Raw genomic sequence first — 12,545 nt, forward strand, 5'->3', positions numbered from 1 at the left:
TAGTTGACGCCTTGGCCGGCGCAGCGCAGCGGATCAGGCCAACAGGTGTCCGAAAGTGGCGTGTTGGTACGGCGGGAGCCGGATTCGGGCACGACGAAAGCCCGGATACCGACGGGGGTGCGGTATCCGGGCTCTCGCGACCACCTTAGTCGGGTGGGAGGGCATATCTCCATCTCCCCCCGCGAAGGACGGGAATTGACCGGCCGCGGGAGCCGTCCCGGGGCGTTCGGGGTCAGTGGGGCAGGCGCGCTCCGCAACGTGAGCAGTACAGAGCGTCCCGTTCGCCGGCGAGGCGGCCGCAGTCGGCACAGACCCGGTCCAGCAGGCAAGCCGCTTCTCCGCCTTCTTCGCCCCTCCCGAGGCCCCGCGTGCTCCCGAACGCCCCCGGGTCGGGCGCGGACGTGATGGCGAGGCCGGGACGGCGGACGTGCACGGTCAGGTAGAGCATCCCCGCCGGGCCGGCGCCGAGCGAGCGCCGGGCGTGCCGGGGGAGCCAGAGCACCGTACGGGCGCCCAGCGTGGTGCGGCCCCCGGGCGTGCCGAGGAAGCCGTCGCCCTCGAAGACGATCAGCAGGACGTCGAGCGCCGGATCGGTGTGCTCCGCGATGACCGCGCCGGGCTGGAGCCGGACGATGTTGGCGTCCAGGCCGCGGGGGGTCTGCGTCATGCGCCACAGCACCCCGCCCGCCTCCGGCCCAGCGGCGGCCACCACGGCCGCCAGCTCGGCGAGCACCCGCGCGGGGCCGCCGGGCGGGACGGGCGCCGGATCGGGCCGCGGTGTCGGGGGCGGCGGCTGCATCGCCATGGCGGTCTGTCTCCCGGTGCGTCGGAAACGGGGTGCGTCGGAAACGGGGTGCGTCGAAGAGGGGGTGTGTCGGAAACGGCGTCAGGGGATGTCATACACCCTCCGCGCCGCCCCGCGCGGGCCGCCGGATAGAGTCGCCGGCGGACGGCACCCGCCCCGACCGGGGAGCGTGCCGGGTCACAGCAGCTGTCGATCACAGGCTCGCCCCTCGCGGCACAGACCGTTTCCACCCCCGTGCCCGCCCGTCCCCGGCCTGCCAGCCGTTTTCCCGGAGATCGTTCAGATGCGTGCCGACGCCCCCGCCGCCGTGCCCACCGCGCCGCCCCACCCCCATACCCACCCCCCTACCCACTCGCACGCGCTGCCGGCGCGGCCCCCGGCCCGGCCCGGGCCGCTCGCCGCGCTGCACATCACCAGCGCGGTGACCGCCGTGCTGCTCGGGCTGGTCGCGATCGGCGCGATGATCCACGAACCGGTGCTGATACCGCCGCTGGCCGCGAGCGCGGCGCTGGTGAACAGTGTGCCGACCCTCCCGCTGGCCCAGCCGCGCAGCGTGGTCGTCGGACACCTGCTGGGCGCCGTCGTGGGGTACGGGGTCCTGGCCGCGGCCGGCGGCAGTGCGTGGGCCGCCGCGGTGGCGGCCGGCATCACCCTCGCGGTGCTGATGGTGGCCCGGACCCCGCACTCGCCGGCCTGTGCGACCGCCGTCATCGTCGTGCTCCAGAGCCCCGCTCCCACCCGCTTCGTGCCCCTGCTGCTGGGCGCGAGCGTGCTCCTGGTCGGCGCGGGGTACGCCGCCTCGCGCGTACGACCCAAGGCGCCGAAGTACCCCGCCTACTGGTGGTAGGCGGGGCACCGGTGAGCACTCGCTAGCGGGTCGGCATCAGCCCTCGATGCGGTGCTGGGTCCAGAAGGAGGTCAGGTCCGTGGTCGTGGCGGCCTGGGCGGCCGCCTTGAACTCGGCCGTGGTCGAGACGCCGTACCAGTGGGCCGCGGCGTAGTCCTTGAGCAGCTTGGCCATGACGGTGTCGCCCAGCACGCGGCGCAGGTCGTGCAGGGCGCACTTGCCGTAGCCGTAGACGACGGTGGAGTAGCGGGACGAGTGGGCGTCCCAGTAGCCCATCGAGTTGGTGATCTTCTCGGCCGTCCCGGACCAGGAGACGCTGTTCCAGCAGCTCGCGCCGGTCTTGTTCTGCGCCAGGTCGGTGGCGTAGTCGGTGAACGACTCGTCGAGCCAGGGGCTGGTGTACTCGTCGTCGCCGACGATGCCGTACCACCACTGGTGGGCGATCTCGTGGGTCAGCGCCGTGGTGCTGACCAGGTCGAGGACGAAGCCGGGGTACTCCATGCCGCCGAACCAGTAGTTGTTGTCGATCACCGCGTCCAGTTCGCCGTACGGGTAGGCGCCGAAGCGGGCCGCGTGCGCGTCCACGGCGGACTTGGCGGTGCTGAGCATCGACTGCGCGTCGGTCGAGCTGATGCCCGAGACGGAGTAGATGTTGACCGGGGTGCCGGCCGCCGAGGTGCCGGAGATCTTGCTGAAGGGGCCGGCCGCCCAGGCGAACTCGCGGACCTTGGTGGCGGTCGCGGTGGTCACCGTCCGGCCGCTGGTCCCGGGCGTGTCGACGGAGCCGCCGGTGGCCGGTACGAGCAGGCTGCTCGGGTGGTCGAGGGTCACCTTGAAGTCGGAGGCCAGCGCGTAGAAGGACTCGCCGTTGTTGGTGTACGGGTCCAGGTGCCAGCCGGCCCCGTCCCTGACCGCGAGCACGGGCAGGGCGTTGCCGACCATGCTGAAGGCGCCGTCGTAGCCGAACCGGTCCGCACCGCTGGGGACGGTGATGCCCAGGTCGAAGCCGATCGTGGCGCTCTGGCCCTGGGCCAGCGGGGTGGGCAGGGTGATCTGGAGGGCCGTGCAGCCGACCGAGAGGGCGCCCGCGGTGCCGCCGGTGACGTTGGTGACCGAGATCGGCATGGCGGCGCAGGTGCCGTGGTAGTTGTCCCACAGCCGCAGGTACACCTCGCCGAGCGCGGTGGCCGAGGCGTTGGTGAAGGTCGCGCTCTCGTGGCCGGTCCAGCCGGTGCCGCTCGCGTTGCTCGTGAGGTTCACCGTGTAGGCGGGCGCGGACGGGGTGCGCGTGGAGTCCCCGGGCGGGGTGGTGCCGCCGGAGGTGTCCAGGGCGACGTCGTCGACGACGAAGCTGGTCTGGAGGCTGGAGTCCTCGGTGCCGGTGAAGGCGAGGCTCACGGTCTGGCCCGCGAAGGCCGACACGTCCAGCGACTTCTGCACGTAGCCGGTGTTCTTGTCGAGGTTGGAGTACGTCGCCAGCGTCGTGGTGCCGATCTTCGCCGTCAGCTTGTCGTACTTCGTGGACGTGGTCGTCTCGGCCGTGTCGATGTGCAGCCAGAAGGTGAGGGTGGCGGTGCTGCACCCGGAGGGGATGGTGACGCTCTGGGAGAGGGTGTCGGTGTGGGTGCTGCCGACGCCGTTCAGCCAGGCGAACCGGGTGCCGCCGTGGGCGCCCTGCCCGGTGCGGTTGGTGATGATGCTGGTCTGGGACTGGGTCCAGGGCGAAGTGCCGCTCTCGAAACCGCCGTTGGCGACGACCTGGGTCGGGGTGCAGGCGGCGGCGACCGGCGCGGGCCGGGGCGCGGCCGTCGCCGGGCTGCCGGAGAGCGTGGCGGCGGTCAGCGCCGCGACGGCGAGTGCCGTCGCGGCGAGGGTCGTGTGGGGGGTCGTTCTCACTCGGAACTCCTTTGAGACGGCCGGGATGACGGCCTGCTCGGTGGCGGCCCGGCCGGCTCGGGTGGGCCGGCGGGCAGCCGCGGGCTGCGCGCATCGCTCGCGCGATCGCTGGGGTGAGATGTGGGGCCCGTCCCCTTGGGTCAGGGGGCGCAGGCGGAAGCCTGGCAGACGTGACCGGGACATGCCATCCGGGAGAGGTAAAGGTGTCCCCAGCTGTTCCCCGCCTCCCGCCCGGGGCGAAGTCCTAGCAGCGGGCGGGGTGTTGGTGCCTCACGTGGTGGTGCGGGCCGCGAGGGCGGCCAGCGCCGAACGGCTGGCGACGCCCGTCTTGCGGAAGATGTGCGAGAGGTGGGTGTCGACCGTGCGCGGGCTCAGGTAGAGCCTGGCCGCGATCGCCGGGGTGGTGAGGCCCTCCGTCACCAGGGCCGCGATCTCCCGCTCGCGCGGGGTGAGCCCGGGCAGGGCGGGCGCGGGCGGGGCGGGCGCGGGGCGGGAGGGTCCGGAGAAGGAGTCGGAGTCGGAGTCGGAGGAAAGAGAGGCGGCGCGGGCATCGGCGGGCCGGGGCGGGGGAGCGGCGGACGGTGCGAGCGTCGCGCGCGGCCGCGGGACCGCGGGCGCCGGGGGGAACAGGTCCGCGAGCCCCGTCAGCAGGCGGGAGCCCCCCGCCTCGGCCATCCCGCGGCCCCGCTCCCACGGGCCCGCCGCCGCGCCGGGATCGCCGGCCCGCGCCGTCAACGCCGCGCCGATCAGCAGCGCCTGGGCCTCCCAGAGGGTCGCGCCCGAGCGCGCGGCCTCCTCGGCCGCGCGGGCGTACTGCCGCGCCGCGGCGGCGGGCTCCCCGCGGCCGGCCAGCAGCTGGCCGGCGCTGCGCAGGGCCGAGGCCCGCTGGCCGGGCAACCCGAGGCGTTCCGCGTCCTGTCCGGCCAGCGCGGCCCACCCGGCGGCGGCGGCCAGGTCACCGGTGGTGACCGCGGCGGTGACCAGGGCCTCCAGCAGCAGGGGGCGCATCGAGGGCTGGAGGCCCGCCAGTTCCGGCCCGCCGCCGGCCCGCAGCATCGCGGCGCGGGCCCGGACCGGGTCGCCGCCGTGCAGGGCGGCGTAGCTCATCACGTACCACACCAGCGAGCTCCACCAGCTGGTCGACGGCCCGGCGAGGGCGACCGCCTCCTCGGCGACGGTGAGGGAGGTGCGGTCGCCCGGCGGCAGGGACGCGATCAGCACCTGCGCCTTGTTCGCCAGCACCAGGGCGAGGAGTTGGTCGCTGCCGATGCCGCGGGCGATGCTCTCCGCCTCGTCCGTCTGGTCCAGGGCGGTGCCGAGCCGGCAGGTGTTCATGTGGACGGCCGCCTTGCACAGCAGCAGGTGCGCCATGATGTGCAGGGGGCCGCTGCGGCGGGCGACGGCCAGTCCGCGATCGGCGTGCCGCTCCGCGTCCTCGAACCGCTCCAGGTAGAACTCCGCCAGGCTCAGCCGGGACAACGGCTCGCACATGTCGGCGAGTTCGTGGTCGGCCAGCGCGTCCACGCGGGCTGCGGCGCGGTCGATGAACCCCAGGGCGGTGCTCACGTTCCCGCCGTACGCCTCGCCGAGCGCCGAGATCGCCAGCGCGCCCGCGGCGGCCGGGGCGTCACCGAGCCGCTCCGCCAGGTGGAAGGTGCGCACCACGGTGCTCCGCACCTCCCCGTAGGTGAGGGAGTGGGGCGCCGAGGAGCTGAGTTCGAGTCCGAGGGCGAGCGCCGCGGCCGGCCGCGGCGCGGGCAGCCGGTCCAGCTCGCGCCGCAGCAGTGCGACCGCGGCCCCGTAGTGGCCGAGGTGGCGCTCCATCGAGGCGCACAGGGTCACGGCGTCGGCGCGCACCCGGTCGTCCTCGCCGGCGGACGTCTGGGCGATCAGCTCCCGCAACAGGTCGCGGCTCTCGCGCAGTTCGCCGCAGACGCTCAGCGCCCGCGCCCGCCGCAACAGCAGGTCCCGCCGGCGCGCCGTGTGGCCGGGGGCGTCCGGCAGCACCCGCAGCACCACCTCCAGCCAGTGGGCGCAGCTGGCCGGGGCGGTGGTCTCCGACTGCCCCGCCGCCTCCAGCAGGACCGCGGCCAGCTCCGGGTCCCACCCGGTCAGCGCCCGCTCGACGTGCGGGGCCCGTGCGGCGGCCGAGGTGCCGGCCCGGGCCAGGGCGGCGGCGGCCCGCCGGTGCATCCCCGTGCGCCGCCGGTGCTCGGTGTGCTCGTGGACCACGGTCCGCAGCACCGGGTGGCGCAGGGACCAGCTGCCGCCGGGCGCGGGTCGCAGCAGGTCCCGCCGGGCCAGTACGGCCAGGTCCGCGTCGAGCACGGCGGCGTCCGCAGCCTCGGCGACGACCGCCAGCAGCGCGGGCGTGGCGCGGTCCCCGAGCACGGCGACGGCCTCGGCCGTGCGGCGCTGGGCGGCGGTGAGCGGGGTGAGTTCGTCGAGGAGCAGCGCGGTGAGGTCGCCGGTGGGCAGCGTCGGGCCGGGCTGCTGCTGGAGCAGGGCCAGGAAGTAGAGCGGGTTGCCCTCGCTCGCGGCGTACAGCCGGGCGGCGCGGGCGGGCGGCAGCCCCGGCGCGAGGTGCTCCACGCAGACGCGCTCGTCGAGGGGGCCGAGGTCCAGGCGCAGTACGGCGCCGGTGTCGGCGCCCCGGGTGAGCGCGGCGGCGAGGGAGGGCGAGGTCTGGCGGTCGCGCCGGGCCACGACGATCGTGACGGGGGCGCGCGGCGGGTGCCGCACGAGGTGGTCCAGCAGCTCCAGGGAGGCCGGGTCGGCCCAGTGGAGGTCGTCGAGGGCGATGAGCAGGCCGCGTCCGCCGCCGTGGTCGCCGCCGAGGGCGCCGAGCAGCCGGGCCACCGCGCGGTGCAGGGAGAACCGGTCCACCGGAGCCGAGGTGTCCCGCCGGTCCCGGGCCCGAGCACCCGGACCCGTACGTTCCGCGCCCTCCGCCGCCGCTCCCGCCCCCGCGAGCGCACCGGGGCCGGGACCCGGTCCCGGCTCGCGGTCACCGGCCGGGCCCGCGTCCGCGCCCGGCCCGTGTTCCGCGGGCGCGGAGACCCCGTACAGGACGGGCCCCACCGGCTCGGCCTCGGCCGCCACCGCGCGCAGCGACTCCGGATCCAGATCGGCGAAGGCGTCGGTGAACAGGCGGAAGGGGATGTGCTGTTCGTATTCGGTGGCCCGGCCGCGCAGCACGGTCAGGCCGCGGCCGCGGGCCCGCGCGCACACCTCGGTGAGCAGCCGGCTCTTGCCGATCCCGGCCGCGCCGACGAGGTCGACGACGGCCGGCACGCCGGCGCGCCCGTCGAGCACCCGGTCCAGCCGGTCCAGCTCGGCCCCCCGGCCGAGCAACACGGTTCCGTGCGTCATGGCCCCACCCCCCCCGGTGTCCGTTACCCGCACCGCTGTCCGCTACCCGCATTCGGGGCCGGGGATACGTAGGCGGTCCTACGGATGCCGCGACGCGGGCGCCGCTGTCAGCATCGAGGGGGCCGGGAACGCCGGAGTGGGGGCCGGACGGTCCCGGCCGCCATTCGACGACGTACCTGGTGACCCACCCGGTGTCGTACCGGGTGCGGTCCCGACGACGCACCGGTGCCCCGACCCGACACCGCGCCCGACGAGGAGTCCGCATGCCCCGATTACGCGCGTTCGCCGTTCCGCTCCTGACCGTTCCGCTCTTCGCCCTCACGGCGTGCTCCGGCTCGGGCTCCGATTCGGGCGCGGGACTGGGCCTGGGCCTGGGACCGGACCGTGCCACCCCGTCCGCCTCCGCGTCGCCCTCGGCCTCGCCCTCCGCGTCCGCGGCGCCCACTCCCTCTCCCTCCGGCCCGGCCCCCGGCACCCTGCCGGTGCCCACCGGCGTGGCCTCCCGACCGTGCACGCCCATCGCCTCCCTGGACGCGGCGGGCCTGGGCGCCTACATCAAGGCCCTGCGGGCCAGCGACCGCACGACGTCCTCGTACTCGGCGCTCTTCATGGTCGACACCGGGGTGTACCTGCGGCTGAAGGACGCCCAGCGCCCGTGCGAGCCGATCCGGGTGCGGCTCAGCCACTTCCGGGTGCACATCGCCAAGGCCACGCCGGGATCCTCGACGGGGGGCTTCGCCTTCACCTACACGCCCCTCGGAACCCTCACCGTGTCGGCCGGTCCGGGCGACGGCTTCGCCGAGGGCAGCAAGCCCCCGGCCACCGAGAAGTGCGGCGGCACGCTGTCGGTCTCGTACCTGGGGGACGAGGTGACGGTCCGGGAGCTGCCGTCCCAACTGCAGTTCCCGAAGACGGACTCCACGCTGGACTGGACGCTGGCCGACGTCTCCGCGGACCGGGTGCTGGACGCCGTCTTCAAGCCCCCGGCCGACTCGGGCTCCTGCTGAGGGCGCGGCCGCCCGCCGACGACGACTCGGGCTCCCGCCGACGACGCGGGGCGGCGCACCGCGGGGGTGCGCGCCGCCGCATCCGCCCGCCGGGCGGGCCTGCCGGGCGGCCCACCCGGGTTGCGGGGCGCCGCGGGGCCTGTTGGGTTGGCAGGGTGACCGCGCGGCCGACCGGGGCCCGCGCGGCCGGGCGAGTGGAGACACGTCGTGGCCAAGGCCTATCTGGTGGGTGCGGGGATCGCTTCCCTGTCAGCGGCGGCGCTGCTGATCAGGGAGGGCGGCTTCGAGGGCGCGGACATCACGATCCTGGAGGCCCAGGGACGTACCGGCGGGAGCCTCGACGCGGCGGGCGACCCGGACACCGGCTACACCATGCGCGGCGGGCGGATGTTCGAGCTGCACTTCGAGTGCACCTACGACCTGCTCTCCTCCATCCCCTCGCTCGACGCACCCGACACCTCCGTCACCGAGGACACCTTCGCCTTCCACGAGGACTTCGCGTGGAACGACAAGGCGCGCCTGGTCGACGCCACCGGTCGACCGGTCGCCACCCGCTCCATGGGCTTCTCCGAGCGCGACCGGCTCGACCTGGTCGCCTGCGTGGGCACCCCCGAATCGCGCCTCGACGGCAAGCGCATCTCCGACTGCTTCGCACCGGAGTTCTTCACCACGAACTTCTGGTACATGTGGTGCACGACCTTCGCCTTCGAACCCTGGCACTCGGCGATCGAGTTCCGGCGCTACCTCAACCGGTTCGTCCACCTCTTCAAGACCTTCGACACGATGTCGGGCATCTACCGCACCCGCTTCAACCAGTACGACTCGATCGTGCGCCCGCTCCAGGCCTGGCTGCGGACCAAGGGCGTCCGCTTCACCCTGAACACCACCGTCACCGACGTCGAGCTGGCCGACGGCGACGGCATCACCGCCACCGCCCTGGTCCTCGCGCGGGCCGGCGGCGCGGCCGAGCGGATCGCGCTCGCGCCCGAGGACCTCGTCCTGGTCACCAACGGCTCGATGACCGCGAACTCGACCCTGGGCACCACCGACACCCCCGCCGTGCTGGACACCTCCGCGCCGGACGCCTCGTGGCGGCTGTGGCACACCCTCGCGGCCAAACGACCCCACCTGGGCGACCCCTCGGTCTTCGACACCTCCGTCGCGGACTCCACCTGGGGGTCCTTCACCGTCACCACCAAGGACCCGACGTTCTTCAAGGCCATGGAGGAGTTCTCCGGCAGCGAGGCCGGCAAGGGCGGGCTGATCACCTTCAAGGACTCGGGCTGGCTGCTGACCATCGTGCTCAACCACCAGCCGCACTTCCACGAGCAGCCCGACGACACCTTCGTCTGGTGGGGCTACGCCCTCTTCCCGGACAAGCCCGGCGACCACGTGCACAAGACGATGGCCGCGTGCACGGGCCGGGAGATCCTGTCCGAGGTGCTCGGGCACCTGCGCCTCGCGCAGAGCGAGCAGATCCTCGAATCCTCGGTCGTGCGGCCCGCGCTGATGCCCTACATCACCAGCCAGTTCCTGGTCCGCAAGGCCGGTGACCGGCCCCAGGTCGTCCCCGAGGGCTCCACCAACCTGGCCTTCATCGGGCAGTACGCCGAGGTCCCCGACGACGTGGTGTTCACCGTCGAGTACTCGGTGCGCACCGCCTGGACCGCGGTGGCGGAGCTGCTGCACCTCGACCGGCGGCCGCCGCCGGTGTACAAGGGCGGCCACGACCCCAAGGTGCTGCTGGAGGCGTTGCACACCATGCACCGGCGCTGAGCCGGGCGCCCGATCGAGCGGAGCGGCCCCCGGTCCCGTACCGGGGGCCGTTCGTGCGGGGCGCGGGCCCGGGCCTCCCCCGACTGGCGGACCGTCAGCCGACGCTCCGTCACCCCATCGGTGTGCCCGCCTCGCGCGCGCCCCTCCGATCCGCCAGGGTGATGATCATCGGCCGCCCGGCCCGCCTCCCCGGCGTCACCCGGCGGCCCACCCACCCTTCCCCGCCCGGAGGACACCTTGCAGAGCCCGCCCTCCCCGCACCACCCCACCCGCCGCCACGTCGTACGGGCCGGGGCCGGTGCCGCGGCCGTGCTCGCCGTGGGCGCCTGCCCCGCACCGGCGACGGCGGCCGCGCCCCCCGCCGCGCCGGGCACCCCGGCGGCCACCCGGGCCGCGGCGCCCGACCTGCCCCTGCGGGCGGACACCACCACCCAGGGCGACGTCCTCGCGGGTTTCCGCAAGGACCACGTCTGCCTGCTGCTCATCCACTTCCACGCGCCCGCGAAGGGCCGGAGCTGGCTCGGCAAGCTCGTTCCCCAACTGGCCACCACGGACAAGGTCACCCGCTTCAACAGCGACTTCAGCGCCGCGCGCCACCTGCGCAACGGCGTCGACCCGGCGGCGATGTCGGCCTCGTGGGTCGGCGTGAGCCTCACGCACCCGGGCCTGAGCGCGCTCGCCGAGAAGGACCCCTTCCCCGCCGTCCTCGCGGGCAGCACCGCCGAGGCCTTCCGCGAGGGCGCCGCCGGCCGCGCGGAGGAGCTGGGGGACACCGGGGACAGCGCCCCCGAAGGGTGGCTCTTCGGAGCCGGGGGCGAGGAGGTGCACGCCGTCCTCACCCTGGCCGCGGACGATCCCAAGAGCCTGGCCGAGGCCGTCGGCCGGCACGGCCGCGCGCTCGACCGCGCCGACGCCGAGGTCCTCTTCCGACAGGACGGCGCCACCCTGCCCGGCGCGCTGCGCGGACACGAGCACTTCGGCTTCCTCGACGCCATCAGCCAGCCCGGCGTACGCGGCTTCGACGCGCCCGACCCCGTCAACGGCACGGGCGTGCGCGGCAAGCCCGGCTCCCGACTGGTCCCGGCCGGCGAGTTCGTGATCGGGCAGGAACGCGTCGGCGCCCGCCCCGCCGGCCTGCCCGCATGGGCCACCGGCGGCTCGTTCACCGTCGTACGGCGCCTCGCGCAGGACGTCGCGGGCTGGTGGGAGCAGGCCGCGGAGTGCCTGGCGGAGCTGAAGCGGTCCGGAGCGGCGCCCGCCGACGCGACCACGACCTGGCTCGCTTCCCGGATGGTCGGCCGCTGGCCCGGCGGCGCGCCGGTCGCCACCTGCCCGGCCGCCGAACGCGTGCCGCTGCCCGGCGAGGACATCGACGGCATGCTCGACTTCCGCGAGGACCCGCAGGGCTGGACCACGCCCCTGTTCTCCCACATCCGCAAGAGCAACCCCCGCGCCGGCCTCACCACGGTCCCCGGCCGGCCGCCGCTGCCCGCCTCCGTCCTGGACAACCGCCGCATCATCCGGCGCGGCATCCCCTTCGGCCCCCCGCTGCGTCCGGGCGGCAAGGCCGGCTCCGGCTCCCCCGACGACGCCGCCCGCGGACTGCTCTTCATCAGCCACCAGGCCGACCTCGTCGAGCAGTTCGAGTTCATCGCGAAGCGCTGGGTCAACAACGCGGACTTCCCCCCGGCCCGCCATCCGCTCCCCGGCGCCGACCCGGTCATCGGATCCGGCTCCGCCGCGACCTTCGAGTGCCCCTCGGCGAGCGGCGGCCGCGCCACCACCCTCACCTTCCGCCGGCACGTCCGCACCGAGGGCACGGTCTACGCCTTCACCCCGTCCCTGCCCACCCTGCGCGCCCTCGCCGGGGGACGGCTCGACACCGCCATCGAGGTCCACCCCGGCACCGTGCTGCGCCCCGGCGACGTCCTGGACGCGGGCGCCGCCCGGCTGGCCCTGGAGTCCAACGGGGACCTCGTCCTGCGCGACGGCGACGACCGGAGCCTGTGGAGCGCGGGCACCTCCGGAGCGGGCGCCGAGGCGCACTTCTCCGCCGACGGGGAGCTGAGCGTGCGCACCGAGGCCGGCGCGGTGAGCTGGTCCTCCAAGACCGCCGGTCACCCGGGCACCCGCCTCCTGGTCCGCCCCACGGGCGACGTGGTCCTGCTCCAGGGGGACACCGTCCTGTGGCGCGCCGCGGGGGCCGCCGCGGCCCACTGAGCACGGGGCGCCGCCGGGACCGTACGCCGTCGGTCCCGGCGGCTCAGTCGGTGGGGGAGCGGTCCGAGAGGGAGACCAGGAGGACGCGGGTGTCCGCGCTGGTCGCGCGCCAGCGGTGGCGCACCCCGCCGGTGAGGTAGAGGGTGTCGCCCCGGCCGAGGCGGTACGTGCGCCCCTCGGCCTCGACCTCGGCCGCGCCGTCCGCGACGTACATCAACTCGTCGCCCCGGTGCGTGAATTCGCGATCGGCCTGCTGCGGGCCCGTGAACTCCAGGGCGTGCATCTGATGGTGACCCCGGACCAGGGGGCGGACCCCGCCGTCGGAGGCCAGGCCCGCCTCCTCCCGGGCCCGGACCACGTCCACGGAGCGGTCCGCGGCGTCGGCGGCGGCGAGGAGCTCCACGGCGGTGGTGCGCAGTCCGTCCGCGATCCGCTGGAGCGAGCGCATGCTGGGCCGGGCGCGCTCGTTCTCGATCTGGCTGAGGAAGGGCACGGACAGGCCGCTGCGCTCCGCGACCGCGGCCAGCGTCAGGTCGAGGGCCCGCCGGCGGCGGCGCACGGCGCCACCGAGCCCAGGGCTCGCCGCACCGCCCGCGGTGGGTGTCTCCGTCATGATCGCGTC

8 protein-coding genes are annotated in these 12,545 nt (G+C 75.2%); 4 read left to right on the forward strand and 4 right to left on the reverse strand.

Annotated features, from left to right (window positions below):
• Window positions 1-232: 232 nt before the first annotated feature.
• Window positions 233-799, reverse strand: a complete 567-nt coding sequence (locus tag ACZ4UB_RS04340; RefSeq protein ID WP_468068187.1) for a cupin domain-containing protein — start codon at window positions 797-799, stop codon at window positions 233-235.
• Window positions 800-1,088: 289 nt separating this feature from the next.
• Here ACZ4UB_RS04340 and ACZ4UB_RS04345 point away from each other — a divergent pair, with 289 nt between their 5' ends.
• Window positions 1,089-1,652 (forward strand): HPP family protein, encoded by a 564-nt coding sequence (locus ACZ4UB_RS04345; protein WP_468068141.1) that lies wholly within the window; start codon window positions 1,089-1,091, stop codon window positions 1,650-1,652.
• 36 nt (window positions 1,653-1,688) lie between these two features.
• Here the strand turns inward: ACZ4UB_RS04345 and ACZ4UB_RS04350 are convergent, their stop codons facing one another.
• Entirely contained in the window at window positions 1,689-3,548 is a 1,860-nt protein-coding gene (locus ACZ4UB_RS04350; RefSeq protein ID WP_468068142.1) for a M1 family aminopeptidase, read from the reverse strand.
• A gap of 270 nt (window positions 3,549-3,818) precedes the next feature.
• Window positions 3,819-6,920: a helix-turn-helix transcriptional regulator gene (locus tag ACZ4UB_RS04355; protein ID WP_468068143.1), complete on the reverse strand. Its 3,102-nt coding sequence runs from the start codon at window positions 6,918-6,920 to the stop codon at window positions 3,819-3,821.
• Between the two features lie 263 nt (window positions 6,921-7,183).
• Between ACZ4UB_RS04355 and ACZ4UB_RS04360 the strand changes: the two genes are divergently transcribed.
• From ACZ4UB_RS04360 to ACZ4UB_RS04370, 3 genes are all read left to right on the forward strand, one after another.
• Window positions 7,184-7,927, forward strand: a complete 744-nt coding sequence (locus ACZ4UB_RS04360) for a hypothetical protein (RefSeq protein ID WP_468068144.1) — start codon at window positions 7,184-7,186, stop codon at window positions 7,925-7,927.
• 207 nt (window positions 7,928-8,134) lie between these two features.
• The gene (locus ACZ4UB_RS04365) at window positions 8,135-9,703 is read left to right on the forward strand and encodes an oleate hydratase (RefSeq protein ID WP_468068145.1); all 1,569 of its coding nucleotides are present in this window, start codon (window positions 8,135-8,137) and stop codon (window positions 9,701-9,703) included.
• 237 nt (window positions 9,704-9,940) lie between these two features.
• Window positions 9,941-11,923, forward strand: coding sequence for a Dyp-type peroxidase (locus ACZ4UB_RS04370; protein ID WP_468068146.1), 1,983 nt, complete (start codon window positions 9,941-9,943; stop codon window positions 11,921-11,923).
• Between the two features lie 43 nt (window positions 11,924-11,966).
• Here ACZ4UB_RS04370 and ACZ4UB_RS04375 read toward each other — a convergent pair whose 3' ends face one another.
• Window positions 11,967-12,536, reverse strand: a complete 570-nt coding sequence (locus ACZ4UB_RS04375; RefSeq protein ID WP_468068147.1) for a helix-turn-helix domain-containing protein — start codon at window positions 12,534-12,536, stop codon at window positions 11,967-11,969.
• Window positions 12,537-12,545 lie beyond the last annotated feature (9 nt).

The organism is Streptomyces sp. NPDC028419 (genome assembly GCF_055565515.1).